The sequence below is a fragment of the Actinoplanes sp. GCM10030250 genome (genome assembly GCF_042666575.1).
Classification (GTDB): domain Bacteria; phylum Actinomycetota; class Actinomycetes; order Mycobacteriales; family Micromonosporaceae; genus Actinoplanes.
In genome coordinates this window covers 124564-146765 of the sequence record NZ_JBHTDO010000026.1, presented here as the reverse complement: position 1 = coordinate 146765, position 22202 = coordinate 124564, and the positions used below count along the sequence as shown (strand labels likewise).

15 protein-coding genes and 1 tRNA gene are annotated in these 22202 nt (G+C 68.3%); 2 read left to right on the top strand and 14 right to left on the bottom strand.

The window, feature by feature from the left end; genetic code table 11:
* Nucleotides 1-413: 413 nt before the first annotated feature.
* From polA to ACFQV6_RS29260, 10 genes are all read right to left on the bottom strand, one after another.
* A complete protein-coding gene (polA, locus tag ACFQV6_RS29305) occupies nt 414-3110 on the bottom strand; it encodes a DNA polymerase I (protein WP_378030833.1) in 2697 nt (898 codons plus the stop codon).
* Nucleotides 3111-3164: 54 nt separating this feature from the next.
* Nucleotides 3165-3935 carry an amino acid ABC transporter ATP-binding protein gene (locus ACFQV6_RS29300; protein ID WP_378030832.1) on the bottom strand — a complete coding sequence of 257 codons (771 nt, stop codon included), beginning with the start codon at nt 3933-3935 and terminating at the stop codon, nt 3165-3167.
* Nucleotides 3932-4930, bottom strand: coding sequence for an amino acid ABC transporter permease (locus tag ACFQV6_RS29295; RefSeq protein WP_378030831.1), 999 nt, complete (start codon nt 4928-4930; stop codon nt 3932-3934). The genes ACFQV6_RS29300 and ACFQV6_RS29295 overlap by 4 nt, the downstream gene beginning before the upstream one ends.
* A gap of 11 nt (nt 4931-4941) precedes the next feature.
* The gene (locus ACFQV6_RS29290) at nt 4942-5841 is read right to left on the bottom strand and encodes an ABC transporter substrate-binding protein (protein ID WP_378030830.1); all 900 of its coding nucleotides are present in this window, start codon (nt 5839-5841) and stop codon (nt 4942-4944) included.
* A gap of 26 nt (nt 5842-5867) precedes the next feature.
* Complete coding sequence (locus tag ACFQV6_RS29285; protein WP_378030829.1) at nt 5868-6578, bottom strand: ABC transporter ATP-binding protein; 711 nt, start codon at nt 6576-6578, stop codon at nt 5868-5870.
* Nucleotides 6568-7464, bottom strand: coding sequence for an ABC transporter ATP-binding protein (locus tag ACFQV6_RS29280; protein WP_378030828.1), 897 nt, complete (start codon nt 7462-7464; stop codon nt 6568-6570). Before ACFQV6_RS29280 ends, ACFQV6_RS29285 begins: the two co-directional genes overlap by 11 nt.
* 150 nt (nt 7465-7614) lie before the next feature.
* Nucleotides 7615-8634 (bottom strand): branched-chain amino acid ABC transporter permease, encoded by a 1020-nt coding sequence (locus tag ACFQV6_RS29275; RefSeq protein ID WP_378030849.1) that lies wholly within the window; start codon nt 8632-8634, stop codon nt 7615-7617.
* Between the two features lie 80 nt (nt 8635-8714).
* The gene (locus ACFQV6_RS29270) at nt 8715-9665 is read right to left on the bottom strand and encodes a branched-chain amino acid ABC transporter permease (protein WP_378030827.1); all 951 of its coding nucleotides are present in this window, start codon (nt 9663-9665) and stop codon (nt 8715-8717) included.
* An 81-nt stretch (nt 9666-9746) separates the two neighbouring features.
* Complete coding sequence (locus tag ACFQV6_RS29265) at nt 9747-10910, bottom strand: branched-chain amino acid ABC transporter substrate-binding protein (protein WP_378030826.1); 1164 nt, start codon at nt 10908-10910, stop codon at nt 9747-9749.
* Nucleotides 10911-11127: 217 nt separating this feature from the next.
* A complete protein-coding gene (locus ACFQV6_RS29260) occupies nt 11128-11742 on the bottom strand; it encodes an ANTAR domain-containing response regulator (protein ID WP_378030825.1) in 615 nt (204 codons plus the stop codon).
* A gap of 184 nt (nt 11743-11926) precedes the next feature.
* Between ACFQV6_RS29260 and ACFQV6_RS29255 the strand changes: the two genes are divergently transcribed.
* Both ACFQV6_RS29255 and ACFQV6_RS29250 read left to right on the top strand, forming a co-directional pair.
* Nucleotides 11927-12000, top strand: a tRNA-Leu gene (locus tag ACFQV6_RS29255).
* A gap of 304 nt (nt 12001-12304) precedes the next feature.
* Nucleotides 12305-13243: a DUF308 domain-containing protein gene (locus tag ACFQV6_RS29250; RefSeq protein WP_378030824.1), complete on the top strand. Its 939-nt coding sequence runs from the start codon at nt 12305-12307 to the stop codon at nt 13241-13243.
* A 94-nt stretch (nt 13244-13337) separates the two neighbouring features.
* Here ACFQV6_RS29250 and ACFQV6_RS29245 read toward each other — a convergent pair whose 3' ends face one another.
* From ACFQV6_RS29245 to gltB, 4 genes are all read right to left on the bottom strand, one after another.
* Nucleotides 13338-14216 (bottom strand): acyl-CoA thioesterase, encoded by an 879-nt coding sequence (locus tag ACFQV6_RS29245; RefSeq protein WP_378030823.1) that lies wholly within the window; start codon nt 14214-14216, stop codon nt 13338-13340.
* On the bottom strand, nt 14213-15649 hold the full coding sequence (gene pyk, locus ACFQV6_RS29240) for a pyruvate kinase (RefSeq protein WP_378030822.1): 1437 nt from the start codon (nt 15647-15649) through the stop codon (nt 14213-14215). Before pyk ends, ACFQV6_RS29245 begins: the two co-directional genes overlap by 4 nt.
* 315 nt (nt 15650-15964) lie before the next feature.
* Nucleotides 15965-17434 (bottom strand): glutamate synthase subunit beta, encoded by a 1470-nt coding sequence (locus tag ACFQV6_RS29235; protein ID WP_378030821.1) that lies wholly within the window; start codon nt 17432-17434, stop codon nt 15965-15967.
* Nucleotides 17427-22010, bottom strand: coding sequence for a glutamate synthase large subunit (gene gltB, locus ACFQV6_RS29230; RefSeq protein WP_378030820.1), 4584 nt, complete (start codon nt 22008-22010; stop codon nt 17427-17429). Before gltB ends, ACFQV6_RS29235 begins: the two co-directional genes overlap by 8 nt.
* Between the last annotated feature and the right edge of the window lie 192 nt (nt 22011-22202).

The following is a 22202-nucleotide window of genomic DNA, read 5'->3' as shown; positions in this document are numbered from 1 at the left end:
CAGCCGGCCCGACCAGCTGGCTCCCAGAGGTGCCTCACCGCCCAAAACACACCACTCACGCCCAGCCGGCCCGACCAGCTGGCTCCCAGAGGTGCCTCACCGCCCAAAACACACCACTCACGCCCAGCCGGCCCGACCAGTTGGCTCCCAGAGGTGCCTCACCGCCCAAAAGCCACCCCTCACGCCCAGCTGGATCAGCCAGCTGGCTGCCAGCGGTGCCTCACCGCGCCCAAGACGACACCGCACGCCCGGCCCCCGGAGCGTGAGCGGGCAGCCGAAGCGGAAGTGGGAGCCGAAACGAGAGCCGGAGCCGAAGCGGGACCCAGGGCGGGGCTGCGGACGGACGGGGCTGCGGGCAGCGGACCGAGGGTAGCGGGCAGGCAGCGGAGGGCGGCAGGCAGCGGAGGGCGGGGTTAGTGGTCGGCGCCGTTCCAGTCGCGGCCGGTGCCGACGGAGACTTCGAGGGGGACGGAGAGGGGGTAGGCGCTGCCCATTTCGCGGCGGACGAGTTGTTCGAGGGCGTCGCGTTCGCCGGGGGCGACGTCGAAGACCAGTTCGTCGTGGACCTGGAGGAGGGCGCGGGAGGCCAGGCCGGAGTCGGTGAGGGCCTCGTCGACGTGGAGCATGGCGATTTTGATGATGTCGGCGGCGGAGCCCTGGATGGGGGCGTTGAGGGCCATCCGCTCGGCCATTTCGCGGCGCTGGCGGTTGTCGCTGCTGAGGTCGGGCAGGTAGCGGCGGCGGCCGAGGATGGTGGCGGTGTATCCGTCCTTCGTGGCCTGGGCGACGACGGACTGGAGGTAGTCGCGGACGCCGCCGAAACGTTCGAAGTATTCGGTCATCAGGCCGCGGGCCTCGTCGGTGGAGATGTTGAGCTGGTTGGAGAGGCCGAAGGCACTCAAACCGTACGCAAGGCCGTAGTTCATTGCCTTGATCTTGCGCCGCTGGTCGGGGGTGACCTCGGTGAGCCCGACGTGGAAGACCGACGAGGCGGTGGCGGCGTGGAAGTCGGCGCCGGAGTTGAAGGCGGCGATCAGCGCGTCGTCGCCGGAGAGGTGCGCCATGATGCGCATCTCGATCTGGCTGTAGTCGGCGGTCATCAGCTGCTCGAACCCGGGGCCGACCACGAAGGCGCGGCGGATCCGCCGGCCCTCCTCGGTGCGGATGGGGATGTTCTGCAGGTTCGGGTCGGTGGAGGAGAGCCGGCCGGTGGCGGCAACGGTCTGGTTGAACGTGGTGTGGATGCGCCCGTCGTCGGAGACCGACTTGAGTAGCCCGTCGACGGTAGATTTGAGCTTGGCCACGTCACGGTGGCGGAGCAGGTGCTCCAGGACCGGGTCGGCGGTCTGGGCGAACAGGTTCTGCAGGGCGTCGGCGTCTGTGGTGTAACCCGACTTGATCTTCTTGGTCTTGGGCAGGCCGCGCTCGACGAAGAGGATCTCCTGGAGCTGTTTGGGCGAGCCGAGGTTGAACTCACGGCCGACCACCTCGTGCGCTGCCTGCTGGGCCGCCTTCACCTCGGCGGCGAAGTGGGCCTCCAGCTCGGACAGGTAGTCGGTGTCGGCGGCGATACCGCGCCGCTCCATCTCGGCGAGCACGACCGACAGGGGCTGCTCCACCTCGGCGAGCAGGCGCTGCGACTCGCCGCCGTCCTGGGACAGCTCGGCGGTGAGGACGTCGGCCAGGTCGAGGGTGGCGCGGGCGCGGAGCATCACGATCTCCTCGGCGGCGCCCTCCTCGCTCAGGCCCAGGCCGTCGAGGGTGAGCTGGCCGTTGTCCGGCTCCTCGACCCGCAGCTCGCGCTTGAGATAGCGCAGGGCCAGGTCGTTCAGGTCGTAGGCCCGCTGGTCGGGTTTCGCCAGGTAGGCCGCGAGGGCGGAGTCGACGGTGACGCCGGCGAGCTGCCAGCCGTGCGCCTGGAAGGCGAGCATCGCGGGTTTCGCGTCGTGGATCACCTTGGGCCGGGTGGGCTCGGCGAGCCAGGCTGCGACGGCGCGCTCGTCGTTCTCGTCGAGCGTGGTGGGGTCGAACCAGGCGGCCGGCCCGTTGCCGGTGGCCACGCCCACGCCGGTCAGGGTGCCGGTGCCACGGCCGAACGTGCCGGTGACGGCGACACCGACCGGGGCGCGCCCGGCGTGCTCGCGCAGCCAGCCGGACACCTCGCCGGAACGCAGGACGCGGCCCTCGATGTCGAAGCCGGCCTCGGCCTCGGGCTCGACGGCGTCGAGGTAGGAATAGAGCCGCTCGCGCAGCACCCGGAACTCGAGCGCGTCGAAGACCTGGTGCACCGCCTCGCGATCCCAGCCGGGCCAGCGCACGTCGGCGGGGGCAAGCGGCAGCTCGAGGTCGCAGATCAGGGCGTTGAGGTCGTAGTTGCGCATCACCTCGGCCAGGTGGGCGCGCAGGCTCTCGCCCGCCTTGCCCTTGATCTTGTCGACATTCGCGATGATGCCGTCCAGGCCGCCGAACTCTTTGATCCATTTCGCGGCGGTCTTGTCGCCGACACCGGGAACCCCGGTCAGGTTGTCGCTGGTCTCGCCGACCAGGGCGGCCTTGTCGCGATAGAGGGACGGCGGCACGAAATATTTCGTCTCGATGGCCTCGGGGGTCATCCGCCAGACCTCGGAGACGCCGCGCACCGGGTAGAGGATCGTGACGTGCTCGCCGGCCAGCTGGAAGGCATCCCGGTCGCCGGTGGAGATGACCACCTCCATGCCGGCCTCACGCGCCTGGGTGGAGAGGGTGGCGATGACGTCGTCAGCCTCGTAGTTCGGCTTCTCCACCACGGGGATGCGCAGCGCCTCGAGGACCTCCTTGATCAGGCTGACCTGACCCTGGAACGGCTGCGGGGTCTCGGACCGGCCGGCCTTGTAATCCGCGTATTTCTCGGTGCGGAAGGATTTCCGCGAGACGTCGAAGGCGACCACGATGTGCGTCGGCTTCTCGTCGCGCAGCATGTTGATGAGCATCGACGTGAAGCCGAACACAGCGTTCGTCGGCTGGCCGGTGGCGGTGCTGAAGTTTTCCACCGGCAACGCGAAATAGGCCCGGTAGGCCAGCGAGTGGCCGTCGAGCAGCAGCAGGCGGGGGGTCTGGGCGTCGTCGCTCACGTCGGTGAACTCTAGTCGCGACCTCCGACAAGTTTGCCGACCGCCCCGCCCGCTTTACAGCACCTTGCTCAGGAATGCCTTGGTGCGTTCTTGCTGCGGATTCGCGATGATCTCGTTCGGCGGGCCCTGTTCGACGATGACACCGCCGTCCATGAAGACCACGTTGTCGGCAACCTCGCGGGCGAAGCCGATCTCGTGGGTCACGACGATCATCGTCATACCGTCGCGGGCCAGGTTCTTCATCACGTCCAGGACCTCACCGACGAGCTCCGGGTCGAGGGCGCTCGTCGGCTCGTCGAAGAGCATCAGCTTCGGCCGCATCGCCAGGGCCCGGGCGATCGCGACCCGCTGCTGCTGGCCGCCGGAGAGCTGACTGGGGTAGTTCTCGACCTTCTCGCCGAGGCCCACCCGGTCGAGCAGCGCGGCCGCACGGTCGCGGACCTCACGCTTGCTCTCCCGCTTGACCCGGCAGGGCGCCTCCATGACGTTCTGGAGCACCGTCATGTGCGGGAAGAGGTTGAACCGCTGGAACACCATGCCGATCGACTGGCGCTGGCGGGCGACGTCCCGCTCACCCATCTCGTGCAGCTTGCCGCCACGTTCGCGGTAACCGACGAGATCGCCGTCGACCTCGATCCGGCCGGCGTTGATCTTCTCGAGGTGGTTGATGCAGCGCAGGAACGTCGACTTCCCGGAACCGGAGGGTCCCAGGACACAGGACACCTCGCCGCGGGCCACCGTCAGGTCGACGCCCTTGAGGACCTCCAGCGATCCGAACGATTTATGAACGCTCTCCGCCCGTACCATATGGGTTTTATCGGTCATGGAGGACCTCCCGAAGTCGCGCTGCCCTGCTCGGCCTGGATCGTCCGCAGGCGGAGGCGGGCCCTGCCCGCGGCGCCGTAGCCCCTGCTGAAGTGCCGCTCCAGGAAGTACTGGCCGATCATCAGGACGCTGCACATGATCAGGTACCAGATCAGGGCGGCGACCAGGGCCGGCAGAACCACGAACGTCCGCGCCGACACGGCCCGGAGCTGGAAGAAGAGCTCCGCGGTGACCGGCACGAAGGCGACCACCGAGGTGTCCTTCAGCATCGCGATGACCTCGTTGCCGGTGGGCGGCACGATCACCCGCATGGCCTGCGGCAGCACGATCCGGCGCAGGACCTGGCCGCGTGACATGCCGAGCGCCACCGCGGCCTCGGCCTGACCCTCGTCGATCGACTGGATGCCGGCCCGGACGATCTCCGCCATGTAGGCGGCCTCCGACAGCCCGAGCGCGAGCATCGCGGCGACGAAGCCGGCGAGCAGATCCTTGGACTCGATGCTCCAGATCTGGCCGTTGAAATTGTCGATGCCGAACAGCGCACCGATCTGCTTGTCGAACGGCAGGCCGAAGCCGACCCGGCTCCACAGGATGTTCAGGTTGCCGAACACCACGGCGAGCACGAGACGCGGCGCGGCCCGGAAGAACCAGGTGTAGAGCCACGCCACCGAGGAGAGGACCTTGTTCGGCGAGAGCCGCATGATCGCCACGACCACGCCGAGCACGACGCCGATCAGCATCGAGAAGACCGTGAGCAGCAGGGTGCCGCGCAGGCCCTCCAGGACCGGCTCGGTGAACATCACACCGCGCTTGCCCTCTTCGTACGAGACGAAGATGAACGACCAGCGGAACTGGTCGTTGGTGAGGAGCATGTGCAGGAACATGGCGCCGAGCACCGCGAGTACGGCGATCGTCACCCACCTGCCGGGGTGCCGCACGGGCACAGCCTTGATCGCTTCAGGCCGTGCCCGTCCGGTCGTCGTCTGATCCGTCATGCTGAGACGGCTCAGGCCTTCGGGTTCACCGCGGAGGTGGCCACCGAACCGGCCGCGACGCCCCACTTGTCGAGGGCCGTCTTGTAGGAGCCGTCGGCGATGACCGCGTTGACCGCCTCCGAGATGACGGCGGCGAACTCGGTCTTGTCCTTGCCGACCGCGTATCCGTACGGCGCGGAGTCGTAGATCTCGCCGAGCAGGGCCAGCTGGCCGTTCGTCTGCTTCACCGCGTACGCGACGATCGGGGAGTCGGCGAGCATCGCCTCGTCCTTACCGGTCACCACGGCGTTGGTGGCGTCCGACTGCGCCTGGTACTGGTCGATGGTGATCTTCGGCTTGCCGGCGTCGGTGCACGCCTTCGACTTGGCGGTCAGGTCGTCGACCTGGACCGTCGCGGTCTGCACGGCGATCTTCTTGCCGCAGGCGTCGTCGGGGCTGACGGTCGTGCCGGTCTTGGCGGCCCACTGGGTGCCCGCGGCGAAGTAGGAGATCATGTTGACCTCCTTCATCCGGTCCTCGTTGATCGTGAACGAGGAGACGCCGACGTCGTACTTCCCGCTGCTCACGCCGGGGATGATGCTGTCGAAGGTGGCGGTCTGCCACTCGGTCTTGAGGCCGAGCTTGGCGGCGACCGCGTCGAACAGGTCGACGTCGAAGCCGATGATCGTCTTGCCGTCGGCGTCCAGGAACTCGTTCGGCGCGTAGGTCGAGTCGCTGCCGATGACCAGGGTGCCCTTGGTCTTGATGTCGGCCGGGACCTTGTCGGCGAGCGACGTGTCGGCGGAGGTGTTGGTCGCCGGGGCGGTGGAACCGGAATCGGTCTCCTCGCCGCAGGCGGACAGCGACACGGTCATCGCCGCCGCGACAGCCAGGCCGAGGATCGCCCGCCGGCCGGGGGTGGTGCGGAACATGGGGTACTCCTAGGGGTAAGCGAAAGTCAGGCGACGCCGAGGTAGGCGTCCTTCACCGCGGGGTCGTGCAACAGCTCCTGGCCGGTGCCCTCTTTGACGATCTGGCCAGTCTCCAGAACGTACGCGCGATGCGCCCGGGACAGGGCCTGCTGTGCGTTCTGCTCGACGAGCAGCACCGTGGTGCCCTGCTGGTTGATCTCGACGATGATGTCGAAGATCTGCTGGATCAGCATCGGCGCCAGACCCATCGACGGCTCGTCGAGCAGCAGCAGCTTCGGCCGGCTCATCAGCGCGCGGCCCACGGCGAGCATCTGCTGCTCACCGCCGGACAGCGTGCCTCCGAACTGCTTCTCCCGCTCCTTCAGGCGCGGGAAGAGCGTGAACGCCCGATCCATGTCCTCGTTGATCTCGGTGCGGTCGCGCTTGGTGTACGCGCCCATCTCGAGGTTCTCGCGGACCGTCATGCCGGGGAAGATGCCACGGCCCTCCGGCGACTGCGAGACACCGCGCACCACCCGCACGTCGGCGCGCATCTTGGTGATCTCTTCGCCGTTGAAGTGGATCGAGCCCTGAGCGATCGGGCGCAGACCCGAGATCGCCCGCATCGTGGTCGACTTTCCGGCGCCGTTAGCGCCGATCAGCGCCACGATCTCGCCCTGCGCCACGTTCAGGCTGATGCCGTGCAGCGCCTGGATGCGCCCGTACAGCAGGGTGATGTCGCGCAACTCAAGCAGCATCGGTGGGCACCCCCAGATAGGCGGCGATGACCGCCGGGTTGTCGCGCACCTCGGCGGGCGTGCCCTCCGCGATCTTCTTGCCGAACTCCAGCACCACGATCCGGTCGGTCACCCCCATCACCAGGCGCATGTCGTGCTCGATCAGCAGGACCGTCACGCCGGTGTCGCGGATCCTCTTGATCAGGTTGAGGAGCTCGACCTTCTCCGCCGGGTTGAAGCCGGCGGCCGGCTCGTCCAGGCAGAGCAGGGTGGGCTCGGTCGCGAGCGCCCGGGCGATCTCCAGGCGGCGCTGCTCACCGTAGGAGAGGTTCCGGCTGACCTCGCCGGCCCGGTGCTCGATGCCGACGAAGCGGAGCAGTTCCAGCGAGCGAGCGCGGCCGGACCGTTCCTCTCTCCAAAACCGCGGCAGGCGGAACAGCGCGCTGATCACGCTGGTCTTGTGGTGGGCGTCCGCGCCCACCATCACGTTCTCCAGCGCGGTCATCTCCGGGAAGAGCCGCACGTTCTGGAACGTACGCGCGATGCCCGACGTGGTGATCTGGTGCCGCTTCTTGCCGACGATCGACTGGCCCTGGAACCGGATCCCACCCTCGGTCGGCCGGTACACGCCCGTGATCGCGTTGAAGCAGGTGGTCTTGCCGGCGCCGTTCGGGCCGATCAGCCCGAAGATCTCACCCTTGCGCAGGGTGAAGCTCACGCCGTTGAGCGCCACGACGCCGCCGAACCGCAGCGTCACGTTGTCGACCTCGAGCAGGGCGTCGGGGTCGGCCGGCCGCGTGGAGTGCGGCTGACCCTCGGAGGCCGGACCGGTCGGGATCGCCTCGTCAGACCGCCGGGCGTTCGCCGCGTCCATCTGCTCCGGAGTATCCACATGCGGCTCACTCATGACGCCACCTCCGCTGCGCTCCGGCGTCGCCCTGAGCTCAAGACTGAGCCGAATGATTCGCTCGCAAGCTCGCTCATGACGCCACCTCCGCTGCGCTCCGGCGTCGCCCTGAGTTCAGAACTGAGCCGAATGATTCGCTCGCAAGCTCGCTCATTGCGGAGCCACCTCCTTCTCCCGATCCTTCAGCTCCATCGCCCGCCGTCTGCTCGGTAGCAGACCCTGCGGCCGCAGCACCATGATCAAAATAATGGCGAAGCCGAAGATCGCGAACCGGTACTCGTACAGGTCGACGCCGCCCGCCTCGATGCCCCGCAGCCGATCCGGGATGTAGGAGATCAGGGCGCCGCCGAGGATCGCGCCGGCGATGTTGCCGGAGCCACCCATGACCACACCCGCCAGAACCAGGATCGAGAACTGCAACTGGAACGTCGCCGAGTTGATGAAGTTCTGGTTGCCGGCCCAGATGGTGCCGCCCAGAGCACCGATGAAGGCACCGATAGCGAACGCCCACAGCTTGTACTTGAAGGTCCGCACGCCCATGATCTCGGCGGCTTCCTCGTCCTCCCGGATCGCCAGCCAGGACCGGCCGACCCGGCTCCGGTCCAGGTTCCGCACACCCAGGATGACCAGGATGATCACGGAGAGCCCGAGCCAGAAGTACGGGGTCGCGTCGGCCACACCGAAGATCGGCTTGCCGTCCGCGCCCTGGCCGGGCGGGTGCGGGATGCTGCTGAAGCCGCGCTCGCCACGGAGGAAGTCGGTGCTCGTCGCCACGATCCGGATGATCTCGGCGAAGCCGAGCGTCACGATCGCCAGATAGTCGCCACGTAGCCGTAGCGTCGGCCAGCCCAGGATCACGCCCGCCACCATGGTGATCGCGAGGGCGATAGGGATGGACGCGAGCCAGGCCCACTCCGTGCCCAGGATGCTGTCCGGCGAGGTCAGCAGCGCCGCACAGTACGCACCCACCGCGAAGAAGCCGACGTATCCGAGGTCCAGCAGACCGGCGTACCCGACCACCACGTTCAGGCCGAGCGCCAGCAACACGTAGTAGGACATGTTGAACAGCGCGCTGGACCAGTCGATGCCCTGGGTGACGATCTGCGGGCCGATCAGCGGGATCGAGCCGACATAGGGCAGCATGTACGCGCCCACCGCGACCAGCACCATGATGAGCACCCGGACCGCCAGATGCTGCCGGCCCAGCAGGCCCCGCAGCGCGCGGCCGTTCGTCTTTCCATTGGCCGTGCTCATGCGCGGGACCTCCCCAGAGACTCACCCAACAGGCCGGTCGGGCGGAACAGCAGGATCAGCACCAGGATGATGAACGCCGCCGCACGCAGCCACTCCGAGCCGAGCAGGCTCGCCGCATAGACCTGCACCAGGCCGAGTAGCAGGCCGCCCAGCAGTGCACCGCGGAGGTTACCGATACCGCCGAGGACGGCGGCTGTGAACGCCTCGATGCCGAGGATGAAGCCGGCGTCGAACCGGGTGACACCGATCTTCAGGTCGTACATCACCGCTGCGATTCCGGCCATCACGCCGCCGACCAGGAAGACCAGCAGGATGACGCGGGACTTGTTGACGCCCATCAGCGCCGCCGCGTCCGGGTTCTGCGCCACCGCACGGATACCGCGGCCCAGCCGCGACCGGTTGATGAACTGGTCCAGCGCGAACATGCTCACCAGCGCGAGCGTGATGATGAGAATCTGCAGGTTCGTGATGTGCATGTTGCCGATGACCAGGACGTCCTTCGGCTGGATCAGGTTCGGCACGCCACGCTGGTTACGGTGGGTGAGAACGCCGACGACCTCCGAGATGAACAGCGAGGCACCGATCGCGGTGATCAGGAACGCCAGCGGCGGCGCGTTACGCCGCCGCAGCGGCCGGTATGCCACCACCTCGACGGCCAGTGCTGTGACACCGGAGATGGCGATCGCGGCCACCAGGCCGAGCAGGAGATAACCGATCACCGCCCCCATGCCGGGGGTCGCGGAGTTCTGGTCGAGTCCGAAGAACCCCCAGACGATCAGACACGCGTACGTGCCGACGAGGAAGACTTCGGAGTGGGCGAAGTTGATCAGCCGGAGAACGCCGTAGACGAGGGTATAGCCCAGGGCGAACAGAGCGACGATGGCGCCCTGTGTAAGGCCGGCGATCGTCAGCGGCCCGAAATCTTGAATCAGACCGGAAAAATTCACAAGAGGGCTCCAAAACGACGAGGTCGGTGTGGCCGGAGATCATCCGGCCACACCGGCCTTCAAAAAGTTACCGCCGAAAGGTCAGGAAACCTTGATCTCCTGGTCCGCCACATCCACACCGGCGGCGTCGAACTTGAACGCCCACACCTTGATCAGGGTGGGGTCGAGCTCGCCGGTCGCAGTCCACTTGTAGGTGTTGGCGATGCCCTTGTAGTTCACCGTCGACAGGTAGGTGTTGAGCTTCTCGGTCGTCGTGTTGCCCGCCTCGATACCCTGCAGGAGGATGTTCGCCGCGTCGAACGCCACGTCGGAGTAGGTACCCGCGGGGACGCCCCACTTGGCCTTGAACGCGGTGTTGAACTCTTCGCCCGCGGCCTCGGCCGGCGAGCAGGGGCAGGTCACGATGGTGCCCGCCGCAGCGGCGTTACCCGCGGCCTTGGCCAGGCCCGGGTCCTTCATGCCGTCGCCGCCGAGCAGCGTGCCCTTCCAGCCGGCCGTGGTCAGCTGCTTGCGGATCAGGCCCGCGTTCGTGTAGTAGCCGCCGTAGAACAGCGCCGTCGCGCCGCTGGACACGACCTTCTGCACCAGCGCCGAGAAGTCGGCCTGCTTGCCGTCACCCTCGGTCTTGTCGCTGGCCACCACAGCGGCGCCCAGCGTGGTCTTGACGACGTCGGCCAGACCAGCGCCGTACGCGGACTGGTCGTCGGCGACGAAGACCTTCTCAGCCTTCAGAGTGTCCTTGATGTACGCCGCAGCGGCCGGACCCTGCGCGTCGTCGTTCGCCACCGCACGGTGGAACGTCTTCCAGCCCTTCGACGACAGGGAGACCCGAGTCGCCGACGGGGTGATCGTGGCCAGACCCGCCTCTTCGAAGATCGGGTCGGCCGCCTCCGACTCGCCGGAGAACGGCGGGCCGACGACACCGATGATCTTCTTGTCCGCCACCAGGCTACGAGCGACACCGGGTGCTACCTCAGCCGCGCCCTGCGAGTCGAACTTGGCGACCTCGATGCAGGTCGACCCCTTCTTCTCGTTGTACTGGGTGATCGCGAGCTCGAAGCCCTGCGAGATGTTGACACCCAGGTTTGCGGCCGAACCGGTGAGCGCGCCGAAGAACGCAAGCTTGTAGCCGCAGTTCGAACCCGTCGCCGTATCGCTGCTCGTATCCTTATTACAAGCTGCCGAACCGGCGAGCAGCCCGATGATGGCCACTCCGCCGATCGCTCGCGCGAGAACCTGCCTCAAGGTTGGAACCCTCCTCCATTACCGAACCCACCGGGCCACCATGCGGTGATTGGCACTTGCCGTGCCAGGGTCAGCGCACTCTGCCCGTCATGGGGCCGGACGCTATCCCAGGAGAGTCACAGCTCGGTAGCGTTCAAACGGGCTTTGACCGAACCGTTACGTGCCGTGACCGGGTGCGCGAGGAGAGTGTTACGGACGATCGACTGTCAAGGTCAACTTATGCCTGGGTGGTGCCGGGTTCCTGACCCTCGGCGAGGATCCGATCGGCCACCTCACGCATGGTCATCCTGTGATCCATCGCGGTCCGCTGGATCCACTTGAACGCCTGCGGCTCGGTCATCGAGTACTTCGTCATCAGCTCGCCCTTGGCGCGCTCCACCGACTTGCGGGTCTCCAGGCGGTCGGTCAGGCCGGCCACCTCGGACTCCAGGGCGGCGATCTCCGAGTACCGCGAGAGCGCGATCTCGATGGCCGGCACGAGATCGGATTTCTGGAAGGGCTTGACCAGGTACGCCATCGCGCCGGCCGCGCGGGCCCGCTCCACCAGATCACGCTGGCTGAACGCGGTCAGGATGACCACCGGTGCGATCCGGCCGCCCGCGATGCGCTCGGCGGCCGCCAGGCCATCCATGATCGGCATCTTGATGTCCAGGATGACCAGGTCCGGCTTCAGATCCTCGGCCAGGCGCACGGCGGTCTCGCCGTCGCCTGCCTCGCCGACGACGTCGTAGCCCTCCTCGACGAGCATCTCCGCGAGGTCCAGCCGGATCAGGGCCTCGTCCTCGGCGATGAGCACCCGCTTGCGCTCGGCACCAGCCTGCGTGTCGGCCACGGAAACCCCTACCCCCAGAACGTCGATGTCGCGACACCCCGGTATGTGGGTACCGCCGCCCTAAGCCTAGTGGGTACGCTGTCGAGGACTCATCCTGGCGTGACCAACACCTGCCGGTTCTATAAGCCGAGCTATAGGCCCGGTTGGATTAAGGCCGCGCGGGCATGCCAAGATGGGCAGGTCGGCCCCTGTATTCCAACCGGCAGAGAAGATGGTCTCAAACACCATACAGTGTGGGTTCGAATCCCACCGGGGGCACAAAAGATCTTGCATTCGCGCAGGTTCACGCACATCTATGCGACCTGAGCGCGGGCAGACCGGTCAGCGCGGCCGCAACGGGGAACAATTCGGCAACGATGAGCCACCCGGGCCATTTCACGGCATTTCATTTCGGCCTCGTGACGCGCGCGTTAAGAGCCCGATAAAGCGGCGGTGAAATTGCACGTTCCCGATCCCGCCGGAGGCAATATGCGCGAACCCGGGGCCGGGACCCGCACCGGATGCTGTCATGGCAGTGACAGCTGCTGCGGGAGGCCTCATGTTGTGGTCCGGTTCTTCGCCCTTGACCGTCGCACGCGGGAGCATGTGGGGCTTCCTGATGTTCGCCGGGACGGCGTGGCTGGCGATCGCGTGGGCGGTACTGCGGCTGGAGCCCACCGACATCGCCTCGGTGGCCGGCCCGGTGATCCTGTTCGGCGCGGTGTGCGAGCTGCTGCGAGCCCTGGCCGGTACGCGTACGTGGTGGCTCAACGCGGGACTGACCGTGCTGTTCACCGCCACCGCCGCGGTGATGCTGACCGCACCCGACTCGAGCTTCACCACGCCGGCGTCCCTGATCGGCTGGTACCTGATGGTGCGCGGCGCCGTGGACGTCGCGGTGGGGATCATGACGCGCGGCTCGGACCGGGTGTGGAGCCTGCTGGTGACCGTCGGCGTGCTCGAGACGGCACTGGGGTTCTTCTCGGCCAGCTCGTTCTCCCGCACCGCCGAGCTGGCGATCGTCACGCTCGGCGGGCTGGGTGTGCTCCGCGCCGTCGCGGACCTGGTGACGGCGTTCCGGCTGCGTGAGGTCGCGCCGAGCCGCAAGGACATCCTGGAGCTGCCGCCCGAGCGGGCCGCCGGCGTGGCCGGTTACTCGGCCGGTCTGACCGATTTCGAGGATGCCCCGGCCCGTTCGCCGGCCCGGCATCGCGCCCGCACCAGCGCCTCCACGGTCACCGCCCCCGGCGAGACCGCCAAGGCGGCCAAGAACCCCGCCGAGCCCGTCCCCGGGAACAACAGCGCGGAAAAAGGCAGCGAGAGTTTTCACGACCAGGTGGTCCGCACCACCGCGGACCTGGACGTCATGCTCGCCCAGGCCGGCATCACCGGAACCGCCCGGACGGCCTCCACCGACATGGTCCCCAGGGATCTGCCATCGGCACCGGACTCGCCGGAAGGCGTCGAGGGCCTCCCGGCCGGGCGCGGCCGCGAGGTGGACAGGCCCGGGGGTGGCAGGTGAGAGAGCTTGTCCCCGGCCCCGCCGGGAGTGGATCCGCACGCGGTCAGTCGCCGGACCGGGATCCACTCCGGCGGGGTTCTCCCACAAAGACCGGTCAGCCGCCGACCCTGCGCAGCAGACCCTCCTGCACAGCACTGGCGATGTGCCGTCCGTCCCGGGTGAACATCCGCCCGTTCGCCAGCCCCCGCGCCCCACTCGCCGACGGACTGATGCTGTCGTAGAGGAACCACTCGTCAGCGCGGAACGGCCGATGCAGCCAGAGCGCGTGATCAAGGCTGGCCCCGATCACACCACCAGGCCCCCAAACCTCACCGTGCGTGGACAGAACCGAGTCCAGCAGCGAAAGGTCCGAGGCATAGGTCAGAGCGCAGGCATGCAGGAGCGGATCGTCGGGCAGCTTGCCGTCGATGCGCATCCAGACCCGCTGCTGCGGGTCGATCTCCCGGTCGCCGGGCGGCACCCAGCCGGGCACACCCACGTAGCGCACGTCCACCGCCTGCGGTGAGGCCTTGAACAGCGCCATCCGGTCCGGGTACTTCTCGACCCAGTCCAGCATCGTGGGGACGTCCTCGGGTGCCGGCACGTCGGTCGGAGCCGGGGTGTGGTGATCCAGCCCCTCCTCCGGCACCTGGAACGACGCCGACATGAAGAAGATCGTCTTGCCGTGCTGGCTGGCGGTGGAACGGCGGACCGAGAAGGAGCGGCCGTCCCGGATGTGCTCGACGTGGAAGGTGATCGGCACGGTCGGGTCGCCGGGGCGCACGAAATAGCCGTGCAGCGAGTGGACCTGCCGATCGGGTTGAACGGTGCGACCGGCGGCGACCAGCGCCTGCCCGGCGACCTGGCCGCCGAACACGCGCTGCGCACCGGTCTGCGGGCTGTCGCCCTGGAAGGTGGCCGCGTCGATCCGCTTCAGGTCGAGCAGTTCGAGAAGCCGATCGACGGCGGCCTGCCCCCGGACGTGCAAGGTCACACCGTCGCCGGGTCGACGAGCGAGCCGAGCTGGTGCACGCGGAGGGTGTTGGTGGAGCCGGGCGCGTTGGGCGGGCTGCCGGCCACGACGACGACGTAGTCGCCGGGCTTGGCCAGGCCGAGACCCAGCATCTTCGCGTCGACCTGACGGAACATGTCGTCGGTGTGCTCGACGAAGTCGGTCAGGAACGTCTCCACACCCCAGCTCAGGGCCAGCGTGTTGCGGACCTCGGCGACCGGGGTGAACGCGTACAGCGGGAGGTCGCAGTGCAGGCGGGCCAGGCGGCGCACGGTGTCACCGGTCTGCGAGAAGGCGACCAGGGCCTTGGCGCCGATGTTGCGGGCGATCTGCGAGGCGGCGACGGTCAGGGCGCCACCGTGCGTGCGCGGGTCGTGCTGGAGCCGCGGCACACCCATGCCGCCACCCTCGGTGGTGGTGACGATCTTCGCCATCGTGCTGACCGTGAGCACCGGGTATTTGCCGACGCTCGTCTCGCCGGAGAGCATGACCGCGTCGGTGCCGTCGAGCACCGCGTTCGCCACGTCGGAGGCCTCGGCGCGGGTCGGGCGCGAGTTCTCGATCATGGAGTCGAGCATCTGGGTGGCGACGATGACGGGCTTCGCGTTCTCCCGGCAGAGCTGCACGGCGCGCTTCTGCACCAGCGGAACCTGGTCCAGCGGCAGCTCGACGCCGAGGTCACCGCGGGCGACCATGACACCGTCGAAGGCGAGCACGATGGCCTCGAGTTGCTCGACAGCCTCCGGCTTCTCCACCTTGGCGATGACCGGGACCCGGCGGCCCTCCTCGTCCATGATCTTGTGGACGAGGTTGATGTCCTCGGCCGCGCGGACGAACGAGAGCGCGATCAGGTCGACGCCGAGGCTCAGCGCGAAGCGCAGGTCCTCCTCGTCCTTGTCGCTCAGCGCGGGAACGCTCACCGCGACGTTGGGCAGCGAGACGCCCTTGTTGTTGCTGACCGGGCCGCCCTCGACGACGAGGCACTGGATGTCCTCGTTCTCGACGCCGGTCACCTCGATCGCGACCTTGCCGTCGTCGATCAGGAGGCGGTCACCGACCTTGACCTCGTGCGGCAGCTTCGTATAGGTGCAGGAGACGCGCTCCCGGGTGCCGAGGATGTCATCGCTGGTGATGACCACGCGGTCGCCGGTCTCCCAGCGGTGCGGGCCGTCGGCGAACTTGCCGAGACGGATCTTCGGACCCTGCAGGTCGGCGAGGACGGCGACCGGGCGGTCGGCCTTCTCGGCGGCGGCGCGGACCATCTCGTAGATGTTCTTGTGGCTCTCGTGGGTGTCGTGGCTGAAATTCAACCGAGCCACGTTCATCCCCGCCTCGACCAGGCCGAGCATGCGCTCGGGCTGGGCGGTCGCGGGGCCCATCGTACAGACGATCTTTGCGCGGCGTGTCACGGCCATCAGGCTAGTCCTTCTCCTGGGGCGGCTCGGCGGCCGACCCCGGTCATCAGCATGAACTGCGGGTATCGACGGCGAGGTCAACCCGGGTGGGCGGGTGCGCTGCGTCGTCCGCGGGCTTCAGCGACCGCGACTTGAAGCTTATCGGTCGCCTTCCGGCGCTCGTCGGCACATGCCACAACCCCTTCTACGGTACGACCGAAGCACACCATGACCAGCGGAAAAAGGCCCGCCACCCCGAACCGGGGCGACGAGCCTGTCTCCACTGCCGCACTCAGAGAACGAGTCCGCTGAGCTCAGACGGCGAGCGTGCCGAGCTCAGACGGCGAGCGGCTGCTGATCCGCACGCACCGGTGCCGGCAGCTCACCGGCGGCACCCAGGTAGTCGTGGATGGCTGCCGCCGCCGCGCGGCCCTCGGCGATCGCCCAGACGATCAGCGAAGCGCCCCGGTGCATGTCGCCGGCCACGAACACACCCTCGGCCTCGGTCTGCCAGGTCTGGTCGGCGTCGAGCACCCGGCGGCGGTTACGGGTCAACCCGAACTGCGACAGCAGGGGCTGGTCCTCCGTACCCTCGAAACCGATCGCGAGAAGGACCAGATCGGCGCGCAACTCGCGCTCCGAACCCGGCGTGATCGTCACCGTGCGCACCCCGTCGATGCGCTCCACCTTGACCTCGGCGATGCGGATCCCGGTGAGGTTGCCCGCGCCGTCACCGACGAACTCCTGCACGGCCACGCCGAAGACGCGGTCGCCGCCCTCCTCGTGGGCCGCGTAGTTGCGCAGGATCATCGGCCAGGTCGGCCACGGGTCCTTCAGGCCGGTGCGGAACTCGGGCGGCAGCGGGTACTGGTCGAGCTGGGTGACCGACGCGGCGCCCTGGCGGTGCGCGACACCGAGGCAGTCGGCGCCGGTGTCACCGCCGCCGATGATGATCACGTGCTTGCCCTTGGCGTCGATCGGCGTGGTGTCCTGCAGGCCGGCGACCATGCGGTTGGCCGGGACCAGGTGCTCCATCGCCAGGTGCACGCCGTTGAGATCGCGGCCGGGTGTCTCCGGAGCGTCCCGCCCGGCCAGCGCGCCGGCCGCGAGCAACACCGCGTCGTACCGTTCGCGCAGGTCGTCGGCGGTGACGTCGACACCCGCCTGGACACCGGTCTGGAAGACCACGCCCTCGGCCGACATCTGCGCCAGGCGGGCGTCGATGACGTCCTTCTCGATCTTGAAGTCGGGAATGCCGTACCGGAGAAGGCCGCCGATCCGGTCGTCGCGCTCGTAGACAGTGACCGCGTGACCGGCCCGTGCCAGCTGCTGGGCAGCCGCCAGACCGGCCGGACCGGAACCGATCACCGCGACCGACTTGCCGGTCGCCACCGGCGCCGGCTGCGGCACCAGGCCGCGCCCGAAGGCGTGGTTGGCGATCTCCACCTCGACCTGCTTGATGGTCACCGGGTCGTCCCCGATGCCCAGTACGCACGCCGCCTCGCAGGGCGCGGGGCACAGCCGCCCGGTGAACTCCGGGAAGTTGTTGGTGGCGTGCAGCGACTCGATCGCCGCCTCCCACGCACCGGTACGCACCAGGTCGTTCCAGTCCGGGATGCGGTTGCCGAGCGGGCAGCCGTCGTGGCAGAACGGGATACCGCAGTCCATGCAGCGAGTCGCCTGGTCCCGGATGAGCTCCTCACCCGCGGGCGGGTAGACCTCTTTCCAGTCCATCAGGCGGATCGGAACCGGACGGCGCTTCGGCAGCTGACGCTCGTACCGGAGGAAACCGTTCGGATCAGGCACTGGTGACCCCCATGACCGCCTCGTCAACGTTGCGACCGGCGGCTTCGGCGGTCCGGATAAGTTCCATCACGCGCTTGTAGTCGCGCGGCACCACAGCGGTGAACCGTTCCACCGAGTTGGTCCAGTCCTTGAGCAGCCTGCGGGCGACCGCCGAGTCGGTCTCACCGTGGTGCTTCTCCACCAGGGAGCGCAGCAGGTCACGCTCGTCGTCGGTGAGCGGCGCCAGGTCGACCAGTTCCGGGTTGACCAGGGACTGGTCGAGGTCGAGCAGGAACGCCTTGCCACCGCTCATGCCGGCCGCGAAGTTGCGCCCGGTCGGCCCGAGCACCACCACGACACCACCGGTCATGTACTCGCAGCCGTGGTCGCCGACACCCTCGACGACAGCGGAGCCACCGGAGTTGCGGACCGCGAACCGCTCGCCGACCCGTCCACGAAGGAACAGTTCGCCGCCGGTCGCCCCGTACAGGATGGTGTTGCCCGCAATGGTGTTCTCCTCGGCGACGAACGGTGCGTCCTCGGCCGGCCGCACGATCACCCGGCCGCCGGAGAGGCCCTTCGCGACGTAGTCGTTGGTGTCGCCGATCAGGCGCAGGGTGACGCCACGCGGCAGGAACGCGCCGAACGACTGGCCACCGGTGCCGCGCAGGGTGAACGAGATGGTGTCGTCGGGCAGGCCGTTGCCGCCGTACCGGCGGCTGACCTCACCACCGAGCATGGCGCCGACGCTGCGCTGGTCGTTGCGGGTGGGCAGCTCGGCCCGGATCGGTGTGCCGTCGGCGAGCGCCGGCTGCGCCAGGGCGATCAGCTCGTTGTCCAGGGCCAGCTCGAGGCCGTGGTCCTGAGCGACGACGCCGCGGCGGGCCGCGCCCTCGGGCAGCTCCGGCACGTAGAGCACCGGTGCCAGGTCGAGGCCCTTCGCCTTCCAGTGGTCGACAGCCGTCGCCACGTTCAGCACCTCGGCGTGGCCGATCGCCTCGTCGATGCTCCGGAAGCCGAGCTCGGCGAGCAGCTCACGGACCTCCTCGGCGAGGAACAGGAAGAAGTTCTCGACGAATTCCGGCTTGCCGGTGAAACGCTCGCGCAGCACCGGGTTCTGGGTGGCGATGCCGACCGGGCAGGTGTCCAGGTGGCAGACGCGCATCATGATGCAGCCGGAGACGATCAGCGGAGCCGTGGCGAAACCGAACTCCTCGGCACCCAGCAGCGCCGCGACCACCACGTCCCGGCCGGTCTTGAGCTGACCGTCGACCTGCACGGTGACACGGTCACGCAGTTTGTTGAGCAGCAGCGTCTGCTGCGCCTCGGCCAGACCCAGCTCCCAGGGGGTGCCGGCGTGCTTCAGCGAGTTCAGCGGTGACGCGCCGGTGCCGCCGTCATGGCCGGAGATCAGGATCACGTCGGCCTTGAGCTTGGCCACGCCCGCCGCGACGGTGCCGACACCGATCTCCGAGACGAGCTTCACGTGTACGCGGGAGGCCGGGTTCACCATCTTGAGGTCGTGAACCAGCTGGGCCAGGTCCTCGATGGAGTAGATGTCGTGGTGCGGCGGCGGCGAGATGAGGCCGACACCCGGGGTGGCGTGCCGGGTCTTCGCGATCCACGGCCACACCTTGTTACCGGGCAGCTGACCACCCTCGCCGGGCTTCGCGCCCTGCGCCATCTTGATCTGCAGGTCGTCCGCGTTGACCAGGTACTCACTGGTCACGCCGAACCGGCCGGAGGCGATCTGCTTGACGCTGGAACGCCGCTGCGGGTCGTAGAGGCGCTCCACGTCCTCGCCGCCCTCGCCGGTGTTCGACTTGCCGCCGAGGCGGTTCATCGCGATGGCGAGGGTCTCGTGCGACTCGGCGGAGATCGAGCCGTAGCTCATCGCACCGGTGGCGAACCGCTTGACGATCTCGCTCGCCGGCTCGACCTCGCTGATGTCGATCGACGGCCGGTCCGGCTTGAACCGGAACAGGCCGCGCAGGTGACCGGCCTCCGCCGACAGCTGGTCCACCTTGGAGGTGTAGCGCTTGAAGACGTCGTACTGCTTGCTGCGGGTGGCGTGCTGGAGCAGGAAGACGGTCTCCGGGTTGAACAGGTGCAGCTCGCCCTCACGGCGCCACTGGTACTCGCCGCCGACCTCGAGGCGGCGGTGCGCCCGCTCCGCCGGGTTGGCCGGGTACGCCTTCTGGTGCCGCGCCTTGACCTCGGCGTGCAGGCCGGCCAGGCCAACGCCGCCGATCCGGCCGGACGTGCCGGCGAAATACCGCTGGAGCAGCTTGCTGTCCAGGCCGACGGCCTCGAACACCTGCGCACCGCAGTACGACGAGACGGTCGAGATACCCATCTTCGACATGATCTTCAGGACGCCCTTGCCGAGCGCCTTGACGTAGTTGCGGACCGCCTTGCGCGGGTCCAGCCCGGGCAGCGCGCCGGTGGCGATCAGGTCGTCGACGCTTTCGAAAGCCAGGTACGGGTTGACGGCGGCCGCACCGAAGCCGATGAGCGTCGCGGCGTGGTGCACCTCGCGGCAGTCACCGGACTCGACGACCAGCGCCACCTGGGTGCGCGTCTGCTCCCGGACCAGGTGCTGGTGCACGGCCGCGGTGAGCAGCAGCGACGGGATCGGTGCCAGGTCGGCGTTCGAGTCGCGGTCGGAGAGGACGAGGATGCGTACGCCGTCCTCGATCGCCTCCGAGACGTGCCGGCAGATCTGGGTCAGGCGGGCCTTGATGCCTGCCGCACCGTCCCGCAGCGGGTACAGGCCGGAGACCCGGACCGCCTTGAAGCCGGGCAGGTCGCCGTCCTCGTCGATCGAGAGGATCTTGGCAAGCTCGTCGTTGTCGATGATCGGGTACGGCAGGGAGATCTGCCGGCAGCTCGCCGGTCCGGGCTTGAGCAGGTTGCGCTCCGGCCCGATGGTCGCCGACAGGCTGGTGACCAGCTCCTCGCGGATCGCGTCCAGCGGAGGGTTGGTCACCTGCGCGAAAAGCTGGTGGAAGTAGTCGAACAACAGCCGCGGGCGTGTCGAGAGCGGCGAGATCGGGGTGTCCGTGCCCATCGAGCCGAGCGGCTCGGCACCGGAGCGCGCCATCGGCGCCACCAGGATCTTCAGCTCCTCCTCGGTGTAGCCGAACACCTGCTGACGGCGCAGCACCGAGTCGTGCGTGTAGATGACGTGCTCACGCGGGGGCAGGTCGCCCAGCTCGATCAGGCCGGCGTGCAGCCAGTCCGCGTACGGCTCGGCGTCGGCCAGCTCCGCCTTGATCTCGGCGTCGTGGACGATGCGGCCGGCCTCGGTGTCGACGAGGAACATCTTGCCGGGCTGCAGGCGGCCCTTCGCCACCACGTCAGCCGTCGCGAAGTCGATGACACCCGCCTCGGAACCGAGCACCACGAGACCGTCGGCGGTGTGCCACCAGCGGCCGGGGCGCAGGCCGTTGCGGTCCAGGACCGCGCCGATGACCGTACCGTCGGTGAAGGCCACGGCGGCCGGACCGTCCCACGGCTCCATCAGGCTCGCGTGGAACCGGTAGAAGGCACGCCGCTTCGGCTCCATCCCCGGGTCGTTCTCCCACGCCTCCGGGATCATCATCAGCACCGCGTGCGGCAGGCTGCGCCCGGCGAGGTGGAGCAGCTCCAGCACCTCGTCGAAGCTCGCCGAGTCGGAAGCCTCCGGCGAGTTGATCGGGAACAGCCGCTTGATGTTGCCCGGCAGGTTCGGTGACGCCAGCAGCGCCTCGCGGGCCGCCATCCAGTTCTTGTTGCCGCGGATCGTGTTGATCTCACCGTTGTGAGCGATCAACCGGTACGGGTGCGCCAGCGGCCACGACGGGAACGTGTTCGTCGAGAACCGGGAGTGCACCAGGGCGATCGCGCTGGAGACACGCTCGTCGGTCAGGTCCGGGAAGAACGCCGGCAGCTGCTCCGGGGTGAGCATGCCCTTGTACGTGATGGTGCGCGACGAGAGCGAGGGGAAGTACGCCGGGACACCACGCTGCGAGGTCTCCCGCTCGGCCTGCTTTCGGATGCAGAACGCCACCCGGTCCAGCTCGATGCCGGAGAGCCGCTCGCCGGCCCGTCCGGCGGGTGAGTCGACAAGCCGGTCCGCGGACAGGAAGACCTGCCGGATCGCCGGGCGGGCATCCTCGGCCGAGGCGCCCAGGTCGGCGCCCGGGACACCCGGCTCCACCGGGACGTCGCGCCAGCCGAGCACCTCGCCGCCCTCGACGAGCACATACTTCTCGAAGACCTTGATCGCCCGAGCCGCGTCGGCGGGATCCGTCGGCAGGAAGACCAGACCGGCGGCGTAACTCCCGGCCGGCGGCAGGTCGAAACCGGCCACGGCGCGATAGAACTCGTCCGGAATCTGGATCATGATGCCGGCGCCGTCGCCGGTGTTCTGCTCGGCGCCACGTGCGCCCCGGTGGTCCAGGCGGATCAGCGCCGACAGGCCCTTGTCGACCACGCCATGGGAGCGACGTCCGTGAATGTCGGCAACAAAGGCCACACCACAGGCGTCTCGCTCGAGCGCCGGGTCGTAAAGCCCCTGGGGGTGCGGATATGCCACCGGGCCTCCTGTCGTCACTGGTGTTTCATTTCTAGGTCGGGACGACGTCGGCCCTGCAAAGTCTCTTGAGTCTACGTTAAGAGACACTGATCTCCGCCAGATGCGGATTGGTCACACCTCGGACCGCCAACCGGCCCGTCCTCGCACCGATCCCGCATTCGAACGCCGGACCGATCTGTCTTCCGAACCCGGACGGATCTGCTTCCGAGC